Annotated in this window: 13 protein-coding genes and 1 pseudogene; 3 read left to right on the top strand and 11 right to left on the bottom strand. The window is 71.7% G+C overall.

Annotated elements, in window-relative coordinates; all coding sequences use genetic code 11:
• Positions 1-27: 27 nt before the first annotated feature.
• Together BG452_RS19085 and BG452_RS19080 are read right to left on the bottom strand one after the other, a co-directional pair.
• A complete protein-coding gene (locus BG452_RS19085; protein ID WP_188305541.1) occupies positions 28-1,218 on the bottom strand; it encodes a methyltransferase domain-containing protein in 1,191 nt (396 codons plus the stop codon).
• Positions 1,215-1,394 (bottom strand): hypothetical protein, encoded by a 180-nt coding sequence (locus tag BG452_RS19080; RefSeq protein WP_188305540.1) that lies wholly within the window; start codon positions 1,392-1,394, stop codon positions 1,215-1,217. The genes BG452_RS19085 and BG452_RS19080 overlap by 4 nt, the downstream gene beginning before the upstream one ends.
• Positions 1,395-1,580: 186 nt before the next feature.
• Between BG452_RS19080 and BG452_RS19075 the strand changes: the two genes are divergently transcribed.
• Positions 1,581-2,705, top strand: coding sequence for a helix-turn-helix domain-containing protein (locus BG452_RS19075; RefSeq protein ID WP_317621126.1), 1,125 nt, complete (start codon positions 1,581-1,583; stop codon positions 2,703-2,705).
• 13 nt (positions 2,706-2,718) lie between these two features.
• Positions 2,719-3,300, top strand: coding sequence for an HD domain-containing protein (locus tag BG452_RS19070; protein WP_188305538.1), 582 nt, complete (start codon positions 2,719-2,721; stop codon positions 3,298-3,300).
• Between the two features lie 65 nt (positions 3,301-3,365).
• On the opposite strand, the gene BG452_RS19065 is transcribed toward BG452_RS19070, so the two are convergent.
• The 3 genes and pseudogenes from BG452_RS19065 to BG452_RS19055 all read right to left on the bottom strand — a co-directional run bounded on the left by BG452_RS19065 (position 3,366) and on the right by BG452_RS19055 (position 5,498).
• Positions 3,366-3,833, bottom strand: coding sequence for a hypothetical protein (locus BG452_RS19065; RefSeq protein ID WP_188305565.1), 468 nt, complete (start codon positions 3,831-3,833; stop codon positions 3,366-3,368).
• Positions 3,834-3,929: 96 nt separating this feature from the next.
• Positions 3,930-4,154: pseudogene (locus BG452_RS19060) on the bottom strand (putative quinol monooxygenase); the annotation flags it as partial.
• Between the two features lie 3 nt (positions 4,155-4,157).
• Positions 4,158-5,498 carry a hypothetical protein gene (locus tag BG452_RS19055; RefSeq protein ID WP_188305537.1) on the bottom strand — a complete coding sequence of 447 codons (1,341 nt, stop codon included), beginning with the start codon at positions 5,496-5,498 and terminating at the stop codon, positions 4,158-4,160.
• Between the two features lie 167 nt (positions 5,499-5,665).
• Between BG452_RS19055 and BG452_RS19050 the strand changes: the two genes are divergently transcribed.
• Positions 5,666-6,145: an ATP-binding protein gene (locus BG452_RS19050; RefSeq protein WP_317621125.1), complete on the top strand. Its 480-nt coding sequence runs from the start codon at positions 5,666-5,668 to the stop codon at positions 6,143-6,145.
• 150 nt (positions 6,146-6,295) lie between these two features.
• Here BG452_RS19050 and BG452_RS19045 read toward each other — a convergent pair whose 3' ends face one another.
• The 6 genes from BG452_RS19045 to BG452_RS19020 form a co-directional block, all read right to left on the bottom strand.
• Positions 6,296-7,435 (bottom strand): nucleotide disphospho-sugar-binding domain-containing protein, encoded by a 1,140-nt coding sequence (locus tag BG452_RS19045; RefSeq protein WP_188305536.1) that lies wholly within the window; start codon positions 7,433-7,435, stop codon positions 6,296-6,298.
• Between the two features lie 44 nt (positions 7,436-7,479).
• Positions 7,480-8,835 carry an acetyl-CoA carboxylase biotin carboxylase subunit family protein gene (locus BG452_RS19040; protein ID WP_188305535.1) on the bottom strand — a complete coding sequence of 452 codons (1,356 nt, stop codon included), beginning with the start codon at positions 8,833-8,835 and terminating at the stop codon, positions 7,480-7,482.
• Between the two features lie 52 nt (positions 8,836-8,887).
• Complete coding sequence (locus BG452_RS19035; protein WP_317621124.1) at positions 8,888-10,843, bottom strand: PEP/pyruvate-binding domain-containing protein; 1,956 nt, start codon at positions 10,841-10,843, stop codon at positions 8,888-8,890.
• Between the two features lie 772 nt (positions 10,844-11,615).
• Positions 11,616-12,608, bottom strand: a complete 993-nt coding sequence (gene meaB, locus BG452_RS19030; RefSeq protein WP_188305534.1) for a methylmalonyl Co-A mutase-associated GTPase MeaB — start codon at positions 12,606-12,608, stop codon at positions 11,616-11,618.
• 12 nt (positions 12,609-12,620) lie between these two features.
• Positions 12,621-14,828 carry a methylmalonyl-CoA mutase gene (gene scpA / locus BG452_RS19025; protein WP_188305533.1) on the bottom strand — a complete coding sequence of 736 codons (2,208 nt, stop codon included), beginning with the start codon at positions 14,826-14,828 and terminating at the stop codon, positions 12,621-12,623.
• Positions 14,825-16,693 carry a methylmalonyl-CoA mutase family protein gene (locus BG452_RS19020; protein WP_188305532.1) on the bottom strand — a complete coding sequence of 623 codons (1,869 nt, stop codon included), beginning with the start codon at positions 16,691-16,693 and terminating at the stop codon, positions 14,825-14,827. Before BG452_RS19020 ends, scpA begins: the two co-directional genes overlap by 4 nt.
• Positions 16,694-16,743: the final 50 nt, after the last annotated feature.

The following is a 16,743-nucleotide window of genomic DNA, read 5'->3' as shown; positions in this document are numbered from 1 at the left end:
AATCCGGCATGCTCGGGGGCCACCGTGCTATCCCAGGGGCCAGGCATCGACCGGGTCGTCGAGCCACGCCCACTGGCCGTCGGGTGTGACGGTGAGCCCGAGGCGGTCGGGCCCCGGGCGGCCGTTGTCCAGCCACCACCGGTGCGCGGCCTCGACCTCGCCCCAGAGCCGGCGGGGCCCGTGCTGCCACACGGTGTAGCGCCCGGGGGCGCGAGTGCCGTCCCAGTCGACGGCGGCCCAGGAGTCGCCGTCGGCCGTGGCGACCCAGAGCCGGGTTTCCACGCCGTCGACGTCGGGGTCGTGATGCCAGGCGTACCAGAGGTCGCCGAGGCGGAGGCCGAGCGCGAACTGCGTCTCGAAGGAGGAGTCGGCGACGGCCCAGGGGGAGAGGCCGGTCGCGGACTCGACCGGGACGTGGTCGTCCATGACCACGTCCCGGAACAGCCGGAGGTCCCGGCGCTGGGTCCGCATCAGCATGAAGGCGCTGTCGGCGGAGAAGCGGCCGGTGGCGGTTCCGTCGTCGCCGACGGTGAGGCGGAGCAGCCCGCCGTGGCTCCAGTCGTCGCACCAGGGGGTGAGGATGACACCGCCCGGCCGGGTCTGTTCGACCCAGGCATAGGGAATGCGCCGGACCGAGCAGGTCGCCACCACCCGGTCGTACGGCGCCCGGGTGCTCCACCCGAGACCTCCGTCGCCGCCGACGAGGGTGGGGGAGAAGCCGGCGGCCTTGAGATTGGACCGGGCGACCCCGGCCACGGCGGGGTCGATCTCGATCGTGGTCACGTTGGCATCGCCCAGCCGGTGGGAGAGGAGCGCGGCGTTGTACCCGGTGCCTGCACCGATCTCCAGGACACGCATTCCCGGTGCGAGTTCCAGGAGTTCGAGCATCCGGAAGACGATCGACGGCGCCGAGGCAGAGGACGACGGCGAGGCGTCGGCCGGATCCTCCGGCTCCCGCCCGTCGTCGACCTGTGTCACCACGGGTACGTCCCCGTAGGCCGCAGCGAGCCATCGATCGGGCTCGCGCACACGATCACAGGGCGTCAGCGCCTCGTCATCCCCGGAGAGCCAGACCCGGTCAGGCAGGAACCGGTGGCGCGGGGCCGCTTCGGCGGCCCCGCGCCACTCGGGGGCCAGGTCATGGCCGAGGTGCTGGGACACCGCGTGGAGCAGGCCGCCTACGGAGGCCTGCTCCACGCGGGGCTGGTGTGCGGTCATTTGCTCTCGTCGCCGTCCTTCCGGTGCTTGCCCTCGGACTTGCCGGACTGGTGATCCTGGTTCTGCGGGGACGTGCCGAAGTCCTTCTTGTTCTTGTCCGCGTGCTTGCCCTGGCCCCCGTCATTGGGCCCGCTGCCGCCGCCGGAGCTCCCGCCCTTGCCGGTACCCCATCCCATGGGATTCTCCTACTCGGTCGTCGTGGAACAGCTGATCGCGCTTCTCGGTACGAGGTCGACGAGTACCGTTGCCCACCGGCCAGGGCATCCGAGTGGCCTCGGCCAGGGTTCTCTACGAAGGTAGGGGTCCGAGATCACGACCTGAAGTGACCACGAGTACTGGTGTGTTGGCGCGAACTCCCGAAAGTGGGGGCTCTCATGCGGTCTGGTTCAGCGAATTCCCTGACTGGCAGTCAGGGTCGGTCGTCACGCCCTCGCTCGGGCACGATCTCGGGGTACCTCTTTCGGGTGATACGCGAGCAGCACGGCTGCACGCAGGACGAGTACGCCGAGCGGCTGGCGGTATCGCCGGACACCATTGCCGGCTGGGAGAGCGGGCGTCGACCCTTGACGGCGATCCCCGTGGGACAGATGCTCGTCCACCGCCATCGGCTCATGCAGATGGGCACTGCTCCCGCACTGCTCCAGGAACTGGAACGGGCTTTCGAAGCGGACATCCTACTTGCCGGCGTCCTCGAAGATCGCACCTCGGCACACAACAGCCCGCTGGGATCGATGGTGATGCAGCGGGATCTCGTAGAGATCCTGATGTGGTCGGTTGGCGGTGTGATGCCGAAGTCTGTGCGCGACCTTCCGACCCCGCCGCGCCCACGAAGGGGGCCCGTGCCGACCGGGCCGGAGCTCGGCGTCGCCGATCGCGCTCGGTTCTTCACCTGTATGCGACAGACGGCCGAGGAAGCGCGTGGGGAGGGTCACTTTCTCGTGCGCCGCCAGGCGCTGTACCTCGCCGGGTACGACGCCCACGGCGACACCCGGGAGTGGCTCGCCGAGCAGCAGCGAACCCGGCTGTCGAACGATTGGCTGACCTGCTGGCTCAACTCCCGCTCTCTCGCGATGATCTCCGCACGCCACGGCGACCGGGACCGCATGAACCACTTCATCGATGCGGACCTCGCTGACGAGCGCGGGGCCGTCGCGAACCTCAACTACTGGTCCTACTGGATCGGTGACGTGCCGAACCTCGAATTCTCCGATGACTTCATAGCGTCCGGGGCACCAGGTCCATGGCCGGGGGACAAGCTTCTCGCCCACCTCGCCGGCGGCCTCGCCCCTGAACACGGGTATGCCGAGCTCAACATCCACACCGTGTGGTCACTGCTCCAGGCGCGGCCGAACCTGCTGCGTTCCGGAGCGGCAACCCGCGCTCTACGCTCCCGACTTCCAGTGATGTTGGATAGTCGGGAGCTCTCGCCGCGCGGGCGGCGCGAACTCGACAGCATCCGCTACGCGATCCGCCTTGCCGAGGCGTGAGAGGAGCCAGACAGTGGCAGAGGACCTGACCTCGGTGGCGAGGTTCCTGTTCGAAGCCGGGACGCTCAAGCAGGCCAAGCGCACGGGCTGGTGGATGGCGGGCGTCCGCGACCCCGAGTCGGTCGCCGAGCACTCCTGGCGGACTGCGTTGATCGCCTCCATCATCGCGAAGCTCGAAGGCGCCGATCCGGCGCAGGCTGCCTTCCTCGCCGTGTGGCACGACTCCCAGGAGACACGCACCGGGGACGTCAACCACCTGGGCAAGAAGTACGCGCCGAGCGCCGATCCGGCGGCGGTGACGGCAGACCAGGTCGCCGGGATGCCGGATGTCCTGGCCTCGACCATCCGGGATCTCGTAGCGGAGTACGAGACGAAGGAGTCCTTGGAGGCGGTGTGTGCCCGGGACGCCGACAAGCTGGAGTGCCTGGTCCAGGGTGTGGAATACAAGGCCCATGGCTACGCGAACGCTCAGCGGTGGATCGACAACAGCCGTAGGCGGCTCACCACGAAGACCGCCACCGCTCTCGCCGATGCCGTTCTGGCAAGCGACTCCCTCGACTGGCTTCGTGCTGCGATGGGCGAGAAGCAGGTCTGACACACGGGGTTCTGCGGTCGCCGTACTCGCGCGTCGCCGCCCTCCTGGGGAGGGCGGCGACGGGCCTATCGGTGTGCTCCTTGTGGCCACAGCACTTCGACCGGTACGCCGTGCTGCTGGGCGTACGCGACCACGTCCGCCGTGCCGCCGTAGCCCCGGGCCGGCAGGCCGTCCCAGACGGCGAGGAGCTTGTCGACCTGCTGGACGAGGAGCTCGCCGCCTGCCATGTGGGCGGCCTCGTCGGATTCCACGTGCCCGGTCCGGTGAATCGCGGAGGCGGATTCCAGGAGCCGGTCGTAGGTGGGGTGATGCCACTCTGGCAACCCGTCGCGGTAGTGATCGGCAGGAGTGACGACCTCCAGCAGCGCACCCCGCTCAAGCGCGACGTCCGCCAGCCACGAATCCGGCCCGTCCGCGATGCAGGACACGATGGTGAGGCTGCTCGAATCCTCGCTCGCGAGCGAGGATTCGAGCAGCCGGCGGACCTGTCCCTCCACCTCGGCCGACAGCCCCCGGTGCCCCGTGATCCCGATCCGAACCCCGTCACCTGTCGGCCTCTTGCCGGAGATCTCGTCCAGGAACGTCACCTCGAACGATTCGAGGTGCTGGTCCCGTTCTGCCAGGAACCGGCGAACATGAGGCTGTTGTTCGTGTTCCTCGAAGGCTGTGCGATCCGCGTACAGCTCGTAGAAGACCCGGACGTTCGGCTCGCCCGGCACAGTGTGGCTGACGTAGACGAGGGTGCCGGGTTCCTTGGTGCGGATGTCCTTGAGGGTGGTATCCGCGAGCTGGTCGAACGCACGGGCGGCTGCCGCGTCACGGGCGACGAAGCGTACGACGAGACCGAAGCCCACCGCTTACGCGGCCTTCTGGCGGACTACGTCGCGGGTGCGCTGATGGAGTTGGCGGACCGTGCGGCTGGCGGCGTGGGCCGGGAGGGCTTTGTTCAAGGCCTGGAAGTGCTCGTCGCCGCGGACGGAGCTGATCGTGACGTAGTCGTCCAGGAACGCGTCCCAGGTGGCGCAGGCCGCGTCGACGTGTCCGAGTTCCATCTGCCGGCGGGCGAGCAGGCCGTTGCCGTGGACCCGGCCCTGCTTCTCGTTCGTCGGTCGGACCCGGTTGGAGAGCTGGAGTTCCTTGATCGCCCCCGGGAGGTCGCCGAGTTCGTAGAGCACGTGGGAGACGTGGAAGTGGTATGCGGCCTGGTCATAGCCGCCGACGGAGTCGTTGCGGCCCTCAGCTTGGGCGAGGGCGGTTTCGGTCTCGCTGAGGCGTGCGAAGGCCTGGCGCCGGTCCTTCACCATGGCGGCACCGTGCGCCTGTTGGCCGGTGAGGAAGGCGCGCAGTCGCGGACCGGAGGCCGGGGCGGCTTCGGCGGCCGAGTCGGCCAGTTCCAGGGCCTTCGGGCCGTAGCCGAGGTTGGATGCCTGGAGCGCCATGCCGCGCAGGGTGCGGCAGTAGGTCACGTGGTCCTGGGCCTCGCGGGCGAGTTTGAGGGCCTGGACGTAGTACTTCTGGCCGAGGCCGTGGGCGGTCTCGTACATCGCCATCCAGCCGGTGAGGTAGGTGAGGTCGGCGGCGGCCGACAGCAGGTCGGCCTTGACTTTCGTGGTGCCGGAGGCCTGGAGCCAGGGGCCGACGGAGTTGACGAGGAACGCCGCGGCCATCGGCCGGGCGTGGGCTGCGCCGAGTTCGTCGAGGATGTCGGCGATCCGATCCGTCATCGTTCGGACGGTCTCGACCTCGCCCTGGCCGACGCGCACGGTGCGTCCGGCTGCGGCGTGGGTGATCCGGTCAGCGTCGTCGTCGAACAGTGGCACTGTCAGGGCTAGCGAGTAGAGCCCGGCGGCGAGCACGCCACGGCGGGACGGGTCCATATCGCCCTTTCCGATCGACATCAGGTCGGGCAGGACACCCCGGTCTGCCGTCGCTCCTGTGTCCGGCTCGAAACCGGTGTCCTCGGGCGTGACCGGGCGGCCGAGTCGACGGGAGAAGGCCTCCCGGATGACCTCCCGGACCCCGGGCCGGGGCCGGGTGCCGGAGAGCCAGTGCGAGATGGCCGACTTGTCGTAGGCCAGCCGGAGCCCGGCCTCGGTGCCGACGCGATTCACGGCCCGGGCGAGCTGGTCGTTGCCCCACTGTGCCTGCTGCATGAGCGCCGCGAGCTCGGTGTTCGGTGTGCGCGGTCGGTGCGTCATCGCGATCCCGTCCTCTGTTCAACCGGTTCAACGCCTGGACCAGCTTCGCCGGTTCTCTCTTCGTGCGTACCCGCGTTGACTTGATGTCAGCCATTCGGACGGTGGGTGTGGGCCCGAACGATCCGGCATGGCGTTGCACCGTCGCTTCGTGACCAGATGGAGCCCTCGTGATCGTCAGTCCACTGAGCAATGCTCGATTCCCGGTTCCGCTGGAGTGGGGGGTGCCGCCGTGCGGCGATGCCGTGCCGGCGGCTCGGCGGCTGGTGGTGGCGATCCTGCGGGAGTGGGAGGTGCCGCTGACGGAAGACGCGCTTCAGGACGTGGAGTTGTGCGCGAGCGAGGTGATCGCGAATGCGCTGGTGCACACCCGGGAGCGGTGTGTCGTGTCCGTTCGCTGGTGTAGCGGCCGGGTGCGGGTGGAGGTTGCCGATCGGTGTCCGGAGCTTCCGCTTCGGGAGCGGGATCCCGAAGCGACGGGTGGGCGTGGGTTGTTGCTGGTGGAGGCGCTGGCTCACGCGTGGGGGTGGCGCCCGGCAGGCGTGGGCAAGGCGGTCTGGTTCGAGTGCCTGGAAACCGGCGAAGCGCCGTGCCCCACGCATGGGTGGGGCACGGCGCGCGGCCTCGATCCGCTCTACGAGGTGGCGTAGTGGCGACCACGGCGCGCCTTGTGTGGTGGGTGCTGTTCTCGGCTGCCGTGGGGGCGGGGTTCGTCTCCGGGTGTGGCCGTTGGACGGCTTCCAGGGTCTTCGTTCATGACCTGGGCACCCGTGCTGACCCGCGGGCCGGGCGCCCGGGCGTCAGCCGGCGGTGCGGGTGAGGCCGGTGAGGTGTTCCGCCACCGCCGTCGGGCTCGGCATCGTCGCGATCTCGGCGCTGACCTCGCGGGCGGCGCGGATCAGCGCCTCGTCGTCGAACAGCCGGTTCAGCAGTGCCGGGCCGATGTCCTCGGCGCGCGCCCGGAGGCCGGCGCCGCGTGCGTGGACGGCGTCCGCGGTGATGAAGCGGTCGGAGCCGTCGGGCAGGACGAGTTGCGGCACGCCCGCGTCCAGCGCGCCGAGCGCGCTGCTGCTGCCGCCGTGGTGGATCGCGGCCGCGCAGGTGTCGAGCAACGCACGCCACGGCACCCAGCCGTACGCTCGGACGTTGTCCGGCAGGGTGCCGAGCGTGTCGAGGTCGAAGTCGCCGGTGGCCAGCACGAACTCCGCGTCGACCTCGGCCGCGGCGGCTATCACCCGTTCGAGCCTGGTCAGGCCGTCGGTCTTGGGCGGCACCGTGCCCAGCGTCACCGCCACCCGCGGGCGGCGGCCGGGCGCGGCCAGCTCGTCGGGGACGCCGCCCTCGCCGTTGTAGGCGACGGGCCGCAGCGAGCAGCCGTAGCGTTCGCCCCCGGCGGTGCTCGGCGGGGCGAGGTCGACGGTCTCCGCCGGCTCGGGCAGCCGGTCGATCCCGTGCCGGGCGAAGGTGTCCGCCATCTCGGCGAGCATCAGCGCGCGCAGGTTCGGGGTGCGGACGAACCCCAGGTCGTGCTGGACGGCGGGTACGCCGAGGCGCTCCGCCGCGAGCAGTGCCACCGGGAACAGGTACTCGTACACCACCAGGTCCGGCCGCCACTGCTCCGTGAGCCCGGTCATCGCGTCGGCCACCCCGCTGTTGACGTGGGCGGCCAGCGGGACGAACGCCTCGCGGTCGGCCGAGTTGCTCTCGACCACCCGGTGCATCAGGTCGGGCCGCCGGGTGCGGCCGGCCTCCCTGATCTCCTTGCGCCAGTCGACGCCCGGGGCGAGCGGCAGGTACGGCAGCCCGGACGCGGCGACCGGCTCGCCGCCGTCCATCGAGACCACCGCGACCTCGTGGCCGAGCCCGCGCATCGCCCGGGCCAGCGGGACCAGCGGGAAGAGGTGGCCGAGGCCGGGGGCGCCGGCGAACAGTACACGCATGGAAGGAACCTCGGTGGTCGGAGTCGGTGCGAACGGGAGGGCGATCAGGAGGCGGCCCGGTTGAGGGCTGCCTCCAGGCCGTTCAGCACGGCGGTGCAGTCCCGGTGCAGGGTGGCGGCGTCGGTGGCGGTCAGCAGGTAGACCCCGAGCCAGTTGCGCGACCCCGCGGCGGGGTCGAAGGCCGGGACGGGCCGGCCCGTCGGCATGGCGAAGGCGGGCACGGCCTCGATGGTGCTGCCCGGGGACAGCAGGCCCTGCCAGTCGACGGCCTCCGGGTTCCAGACCGGGCTGGTCCGCCAGGGCACCCCGGCGGCGTCGGCCGGGACGACGGCCACCGACGCGGCGGCCCTGACCCCGTCGGTGAGCATGGCCGCCGGGTAGTCGACGTGCTCGCCGAGCAGTTGTCGCACCAGCATGCCGATCGGGTCGAGTCCGAAGACCTCGTGGACCTGCCTGGTCGTCAGGAGGCCGCCGAACCTGGCGGCCGTCTCGATGACTACCAGCCCGCCGTCCCGCATCAGCTTCAGCTCGGTGTGGGTGCCGCAGTTCTCCAGCCCGAGCGCGTCGACGGCCTGCCGCGTCACCTCCTCGATCCGGCGCTGCAACGGCACCGGCAGGACGGCGGGCGAGGTGCTGGCCACCTCGACGAAGGACGGCAGGGTCGGCAGCTTGGCGGTGATGGCCAGCGCGTGGTGGACGCCGTCCGCGACGATCCCCTCCACGCTCACGTAGTCGCCGTAGCCGGGCTCGTCGTACCAGCCTTCGGTGGAGCCCTCGGCGATCTCCTCGACCAGGCGGTCCCGGTCGGTGTCCGCCGCGTAGAGCTCGTTCATGCCGACCCGGCTGCCGGCCTGCAGCCCGGCCTCGATGTCAGCCCAGGCGGGGGCGGCGTCCTCGGGCCCGTGCAGCACGATCTGGGCGACGGACCCGGCGCCCCAGGCCGGCTTGAGCAGCAGCGGCGGGGTGAACGCGGCCAGCGCGGCGTCCAGGTCCGCGAGGCTGTCGACCCGGCGGAACCCGGGTACGGGCACACCGGCGGCGGCCCACGCCTCCCGCATCAGCCGCTTGTCCCGGGCGCGGACGATCCCCGGGCCGGCCCCGGCCAGGCCGAGCCGCTCTGCGGCGCGCGCGACGGCCAGCACCGCGAACTCCGAGAGCGTCAGCATCGCGTCGGCTCCGATGGCCTTCGCGTGCTCGACGATCAGCTCGACCAGGTCGTCCCCGCGCGGCGCGTCGGGCACCAGCTCGATGCCGGTACAACTGGGTCGCCACACGTCCTCCGCGGTCGCCGGCAGCGGCGCCAGCGCGAGGACGTGCAGTTCCCCGCAGGCGGCGATGCGCGGGAAGGCGTATTCGAGCGGGGCCCCGCCCTTGACGTAGACGTACAGGATCTTGTTCAACGTGTTTTCTTCCGAGAGGAGTTCACTGCGAGAAGGTGTCCGTGCGCCGGCCTCAGCCAGTGGTCCGGAAGGGGCGCACCTGGAGCAGGTCGACCCGGTCGCCCGCGATCGCCCACTCGATGTCGACCGGTGCGCCGTACGTCTCGTCGGGCGCGAAGTGCGCCTGCACCAGGCGGCTGATCAGGGCGAGCCGGCGCAGGAGTTCCTTGGTCCCGGCGTCCAGGTCGGTGCCGGTGGTGCCCAGCGAGACCGTGCGGCTGCCGCCCTCCAGGGTGTTGCACAGGTACTGGATCGGGGCGCCCCGGCCGGTGACGACGTCGGTCACCGAGCGCGGCGAGATGTTGAGGTAGACGTTGCGGAAGTCCTGCGGGCTCAGCGGGTTGCAGCTGACCAGGACACCGCCCACGGTGGCGCCGACCTGCTCCTGGACGATCACCCCCATGCGGCAGTGCTCCAGCGGGATGCCCGCCTGGCTCCGCAGCAGCACCGCCCGAGGCGAGAACAGCGAGGCCCAGACCTCCCGGACGGCGTCCAGGACGGCTTCGGTGCCGCTGACGTCCGCCACCGACTCGTAGAGCCCCGCGGCGGAGAAGCCGGGCAGGTCCTCGGCGTTGGAGGAACTGCGGACGACCTGGGCGGGGGAGCCGTACAGGTGCCGGTCGACCGCTCGCTCGATCTCGGTGCGGACCGGAGCGGGCACCGGGGTGGTGCGGACCAGCCGCTGGACGTCGAGGCAGTGTTCCCGGATCCGGTCCGCCTCGGAGGTGCCGTCCGCAGTGGCGTCCGCAGAGCCGTCCGCAGCGCCGTCCGCAGAGCCGTCCCGGAGCGTGCGGTCGAGCCGGGCGAGGGCGTCCCGGAGCCTGGGCGAGGAGTCGAGGAAGCGCTGCTGGAGGGAGAACGGCAGCACGATCCCGCGCGGCACCTGGACGTGTTCCTTGACCAGGCGCTGTGCGGCGGAGCCCAGTTCGGTCTCGTCCGCGTCCTCGGGGAGGTCGAGCTGCCGGGCCAGGTAGCGCAGCAGGTTCTCCCGGGGCGGCCGGGGCACGCGGTAGAAGCCGAGCCAACGGGGCGAGCCGTGCTCCAGCAGGTGGGTGAGTTCGCCGAGACCGGCCGCCTTGGTGCCGAACCGGGCGCCGTCGCCCGTGCGCAGCTCCGACAGCGGGGTGATCGGGGTGGGCGCGAGGTCGGGCAGTTCCACGGCGACGCGCTCGTCCGGGGTGGCCGGCCGGGTGCTCTCGCGGCCGCCGGTGCCCGGCTCGGCGGCTTCGAGGACGAGGTCCTCGCCGTCGGCGTCGACGCGGTAGCGCACCCACCGGCCGGCCAGTCCGGCGCGCTCGATCCGGTCGAGGGCCCCGATGCCGACGGCGTTGGGGATCCGCCACCCTGTGGCCATCACGTTGATGTGGGAGAGCGGTGTGGTGTGCTCGGCGTGGATGATGCCGGACACCCGGGGGATGTCCTCGGGCACCCGGGGCATCACCACGATGTCCTGCCACTCCAGCGGCTCGGGGTCGGCCCGGTACTCCTCCTCGGACCGGAACACCCGCAGCCGCCCGCGCGCCTCCCCGGCCGCCAGCGGCACGAACGCGGCCGTGGAGTACAGCTCGTGGGACAGGACGCGCGGGATCTCCGCCTCGGGTATGCGGGCGATGTAGCCCTCCTGCCGGTGGTTGGCCGGCTTGAGGACCAGTGGCACGGCCGGGTCTATGTGCGCGCGGACCCGGTGGTAGAAGAACCGCAGCATGTCCTGCGACATGGTGTCGACGTCGACCGTCTCCAGGGACAGGAAGTCCCCGCCGGCCTCCCGGCCGTGCCGGGCGAGCGTGCCGAGGTAGAAGCGGCGCTCCGGATTCCGGTAGACGTCGTCGTTGAACGCGTCGAGCCCACGGGCCAGTTCGTCGAGCGGCAGGCCGAGGATCTGACCGGCGATGTACCGCACGTGCAGGGTGCCGTCGGCACTGTCGATGAAGTGGAGCACCGACTCCTCGCGGTCGAACACGACCTTCACGTAGGGATACCCCCCGACGGCCCCGGCCAGCCGGGAGAACTCCCGGAGGTCGAGCCTTCCGTCGGCGAGACGGGGTCGGGTGGTTGCGGCAATGCGATCCGAAGGGATGGTGCGCACAGTTCAGCCATTCGTCAGCGTGTACACGATCATGTGAACCTGGTGCAGAAGGGTGGTACGGCTACGCACACACTGCCACCGGATATGAATGTTTGACGAATGGTCATGCAATATCTGGCCATGGCGGAACGTTTCGGCCATGCAGTCGGTCGACGGCGAACGAAGCCGTCCGCACAACTGTGGCAGGGGTCACATGGCGGGCGTCCGGGGCGTGCGGCAGGAAGGGCGACGTGCCGACGGTCCCTTGGGTCGTATGAATATCAATAATTCTGAAGCGCGACTCGAAGGCGTGCTCAGCGGCTCGGGCCGCTCCATGGGCGGCTCCGGGAATGCGGAATGCGAAATGCGGAATTCGGCAATCCGGTGGCGGGCGTCAGGCAGCCCGGTCGACCGGTGGGTGGCGCCCTTCGGCGCGTCGCCCCACTCGGGTCGCTCGGGGGCTTCCAGGGTTTCCTTGCATGACCTGGGCGCGCCCGCTGACCCGCAGGCGGACCTGGTCCGGCGGACGTCGCCGTCGATGCGGGTGCCGAGGACGTACCCCGGGACGCGGGCGCCGGTGCACGGCGCCCACATCCCGTACGGCGGCCCGGACGGACTGCGCGCCGGCCCCGGTCAGAACGGCTTCGACGATGGTGGCGATGGTCCCCGGCTCCGCTCAGGAGTGACCGAAGAAGCCGTCCAGGATCTGCTGGGCGGCCAGCCCCGCCGGCAGCGTACCGGCCCGCACCCGGGCCTCCAGCTCCGGGGCGAGCCGCCGCACCTCCGAGTGTTCGTGCAGCCGCGCGTACAGCTGGTCGTGGACCATCGACCAGGTCCACTCGACCTGCTGCTCCCGCCGCTTCGCCGCCAGCGCGCCGGTCGCGTCCAGCACCTTGCGGTGCTGCTGCAGCCGCTCCCACAGCACGTCGAGCCCGGCCCCGTCGAGCCCGCTACAGGTCAGCACCGGCGGCGTCCACGCCGCGTCCGGCGGCTGCAACAGCCTCAGCGCGCCGGCGAGTTCACGCGCGGCAGCCTTCGCGTCCCGCTCGTGCGGTCCGTCCGCCTTGTTGACGGCGATGACGTCCGCGAGCTCCAGCACGCCCTTCTTGATGCCCTGCAACTGGTCACCGGTCCGCGCCAGGCTGAGCAGCAGGAAGGTGTCGACCATCCCCGCCACCGTCGTCTCCGACTGCCCGACGCCCACCGTCTCGATCAGCACCACGTCGTACCCGGCGGCCTCCATGACCACCATCGACTCCCGGGTGGCCTTGGCGACGCCGCCCAGCGTCCCGGAGGTGGGCGAAGGCCGGACGAACGCGGCGGGATCCACCGCCAGGCGTTCCATCCGGGTCTTGTCGCCCAGGATGGAGCCGCCCGTCCGGCTGGAGGTGGGGTCGACGGCCAGGACCGCGACCCGGTGGCCCAGCCCGGTCAGCATCGTCCCGAAGGAGTCGATGAAGGTCGACTTGCCGACACCGGGTACGCCGGTGATGCCCACCCGGACCGCCCCGCCGGCGTGCGGCAGCAGCCGCTGGAGCAGCTGCTGCGCGAGCGCGCGGTGGTCGGGCCGGGTGGACTCGACGAGGGTGACGGCGCGCGCGATCCAGGCGCGCGAGCCGTCGAGGACACCCGTCGTGTAGCTGTCGAGGTCGATCGTCCGCGGAGGCATGCGATCAGGCGGTCACAGCTCGTGGCCGAGGTCGGCCGCCAGTGCCGTCAGCAGGTCGAAGGCGGCGTCCGGGATCACCGTGCCCGGGCCGAACACGGCTGCCGCGCCCGCCTCGTACAGCGCGTCGAAGTCCTGCGGCGGGATCACTCCGCCGACCACGATGGTGATGTCCTCCCGGCCCGCCGCGGCGAGTTCGGCGCGCAGCGCGGGCACCAGGGTGAGGTGGCCGGCGGCGAGCGACGACACGCCCACGATGTGGACGTCCGCCTCGACGGCCTGGCGGGCGACCTCGGCCGGGGTCTGGAACAGCGGGCCGACGTCGACGGTGAAGCCCAGGTCCGCGAAGGCGGTGGCGATCACCTTCTGGCCGCGGTCGTGGCCGTCCTGGCCCATCTTGGCGACCAGGATGCGCGGCCGCCGGCCCTCGGCCCGCTCGAACCGCTCGACCAGGTCACGGGTGCGCTGGAGGGGGGCGGAGGGGCCCGCTTCGTCTCGGTACACACCGGAGATGGTACGGATCTGGCCGGAGTGGCGGCCGTACACCTTCTCCAGGGCGTCCGAGATCTCGCCGACGGTGGCCTTGGCCCGGGCCGCGTTGACGGCCAGGTGCAGCAGGTTGCCGTCCAGCGAGCCGCCGCGCTGGGCACCGGCCTCCGCGGAGCGGGTGAGCGCGTTCAGCGCGTCCTGGCAGGCGGCCTCGTCGCGCTCCTCGCGCAGCCGCCGCAGCTTCTCGATCTGCCGGGCCCGCACCGCCGAGTTGTCGACCTTGAGCACGTCGATCTGCTCGTCGTTCTCCACCCGGTACTTGTTGACGCCGATCACCGGCTGGCGGCCGGAGTCGATGCGCGCCTGGGTCCGGGCGGCGGCCTCCTCCACGCGCATCTTGGGGATGCCCGCGTCGATGGCCTTGGCCATGCCGCCGGCCGCCTCGACCTCCTGGATGTGCTGCCAGGCCCGGGAGGCGAGGTCGTGGGTGAGCTTCTCGACGTACGCCGAGCCGCCCCACGGGTCGATCACCCGGCAGGTGCCCGACTCCTGCTGCAGCAGCAGCTGGGTGTTGCGGGCGATGCGGGCGGAGAAGTCGGTGGGCAGGGCCAGCGCCTCGTCGAGGGCGTTGGTGTGCAGCGACTGGGTGTGGCCCTGGGTGGCGGCCATCGCCTCGACGCAGGTGCGCGTCACGTTGTTGAACACGTCCTGGGCGGTGAGCGACCAGCCCGAGGTCTGCGAATGGGTGCGCAGCGAGAGGGACTTGGCGTTCTTCGGGTCGAACTGCTTGACCAGCTTGGCCCACAGCAGCCGGGCTGCGCGCAGCTTGGCGACCTCCATGAAGAAGTTCATGCCGATCGCCCAGAAGAACGACAGCCGCGGCGCGAAGGCGTCCACGTCCAGGCCCACGTCCAGGCCCGCGCGCAGGTACTCGACCCCGTCGGCCAGGGTGTAGGCCAGCTCCAGGTCGGCGGTGGCTCCGGCCTCCTGGATGTGGTAGCCGGAGATGGAGATCGAGTTGTACCGGGGCATCTTCTGCGAGGTGTACGCGAAGATGTCCGAGATGATCCGCATCGACGGCTGCGGCGGGTAGATGTAGGTGTTGCGGACCATGAACTCCTTGAGGATGTCGTTCTGGATGGTCCCGGCGAGCTTCTCCGGCGGTACGCCCTGCTCCTCGGCCGCGACGATGTACAGCGCGAGCACCGGGAGCACCGCGCCGTTCATGGTCATCGACACCGACATCTTGTCCAGCGGGATGCCGTCGAAGAGCTGGCGCATGTCGTAGATGGAGTCGATGGCGACGCCCGCCATGCCGACGTCGCCGGTGACGCGCGGGTGGTCGCTGTCGTAGCCGCGGTGGGTCGGCAGGTCGAAGGCGACCGAGAGGCCCTTCTGGCCGGCGGCGAGGTTGCGGCGGTAGAAGGCGTTGGACTCCTCGGCGGTGGAGAAGCCCGCGTACTGGCGGACGGTCCACGGCTGGTTGACGTACATGGTCGGGTACGGCCCGCGCAGGTACGGGGCGATGCCGGGGTACGTCTCCAGGAAGTCCACGTCGGCCAGGTCGGCCGCGGTGTACAGCGGCTTGACGCCGATGCCCTCGGGGGTGTCCCAGAGCAGCTCGTCGGCGGTCTTGCCGGTGGACCGGCGCCAGGCGGCCTGCCACTGGTCGTCGGTGACGTCCGGGCGGGCGCCGTCGCCGGTCAGCCCGATTCCGGTGAAGTCGGGGATCATCGCGCCACTCCAATGAGGTCCAGCAGGGAGGTGAGGACGGCGATCGCGTCCCCGCCCGCGTAGATGAACTCGTCCACTCCGGCGGGCGCTTCGGCCGGACGCCCGGCCAGCAGCACCCGCTGGGCGCCGGCCGCCTTCAGAGCCTCGGCGACGGACGGGGCGTGCTCGCCGTACAGGGCGTCGCTGGAGCACAGGCAGGCGACGGTCGCCCCCGAGGACCGGAACGCGTCGGCGAAGGCGGCCGGGTCGACGCCCTCGACGGCGGTCGTCGCGATGCCGCCGGCCTGGAACAGGTTGGCCGCGAAGGTGGTGCGCCCGGTGTGCGCGGCGGCGGTGCCGATCGAGGCCAGGAACAGCGTCGGACGGGCGCCGGTGGCGGCGAGGTGGGCGTCCGAGCGGTCCCGCAGCGCCTCGTACGCCTCGGCGCGGCGCACCCGCGGCAGCCCGCCCTCATGACGCGCCGGGGCCGGCTCGCGGACCAGCGGCTGCTCGTCCAGGTGCGGGAACTCGCTGACGCCGGTGACGGGTTCGCGCCGCTTGGCGAGCTTCCCGGACCGCTCCGCCCAGGTCGCGGCGATCCGCTCGCCGACCAGGCCGGAGCTCAGGGCGGCGAACTGGCCGCCGGCCCGCTCGATCTCCTGGAACCAGGCCCAGGCGGCCTGCGCCAGCTCCTCGCCCAGCTGCTCGACGTACCAGGAGCCGCCGGCCGGGTCGATCACCCGGGCCAGGTGGGACTCCTCCAGCAGGATCGACTGGGTGTTGCGGGCGATCCGGCGGGCGAAGGCGTCGGGCCGGCCGAGCGCGCTGTCGAAGGGCAGCACGGTGACGGCGTCGGCGCCGCCGACCCCGGCGGCCAGGCAGGCCACGGTGGTGCGCAGCATGTTCACCCACGGGTCGCGGGCGGTCATCATCACCTGGGAGGTGACGGCGTGCTGACGCTGCGCCGAGGCCTCGGCCGAGGCGCCGGACACCTCCGCGACGCGGGCCCAGAGGCGGCGCGCGGCACGGAACTTGGCGATGGTCAGGAACTGGTCGGCGTCCGCGGCGAAGCGGAACTCCAGCTGGCCGAGCGCGGTGTCGACGGGCAGGCCGGCGGCGGTCAGCGCGCGCAGGTAGGCAACGCCGGTGGCCAGCGCGCAGCCCAGCTCCTGGGCGGGGGAGGCGCCGGCCTCGTGGTACGGCAGGGCGTCGACGGTGAGCGCCCGGACGTTCGGGTACGCGGTGGCGCAGCGGGCGGCCAGCGCGGCGGCCTCGGTGAGCAGGACGTCGGTCTCGGCGGCGGAGCCGGTGCGGGCCTGGAGGCCGAGTGGGTCGGCGCCGAGGTTGCCGGCGGCGGCGTCGGGGGAGACCGCGCGCTCCGCGTACAGCGTGAACAACTGCTCGGCGGCGGCGGTGAATTCGGGTCCCGCGTCGAGTGCCACGGAGGCGAGGTCCAGGTACACCCCGGCGAGCGCCTCGGGCAGGGCGGTGACCGGCAGGCCCTCGCCGCCCAGTTCCAGCCAGAGCGAGGTCACGCCGTGCTCCAGGTCGGCGAGTACGGCCTCGTTGGCGCGCCGCCGGTCCGGGTCGGCGTGCCGCTGGCGGACGTCCCAGCCGGCGACGGCGGAGCCCTGCGGCCGGCCGCCGCGGACGAACGGCGGGAAGCCGGGGTAGCCGGGCTCGGCGGAGGTGTTCTCGGCGGTGTACAGCGGGCGGGCGCGCAGCCCGTCCGGGAGCGCGGTGGTGAGCGCCTGCTCGGCGGCGGCGCCGTCCTCGGGCTGGGCACCGGACTTGCGCAGCACACCCTCGACGAGCTGCTGCCACTGCTCACGGTGCGCGGCCGGGAACTCGGCGGCGAGGGGGAGCCTTTCGGGCGGGACCTTCATGTGCGCAGGTTAGCGCCCGTTAGCGGACCGGAAGGAGGGGCGTCGCGTGT

Source organism: Streptomyces sp. CBMA123, assembly GCF_014596465.1.
GTDB lineage: Bacteria > Actinomycetota > Actinomycetes > Streptomycetales > Streptomycetaceae > Kitasatospora.
Note: the sequence above shows the minus strand (reverse complement) of the source record. Positions and strands in the feature narration are given on the sequence as shown.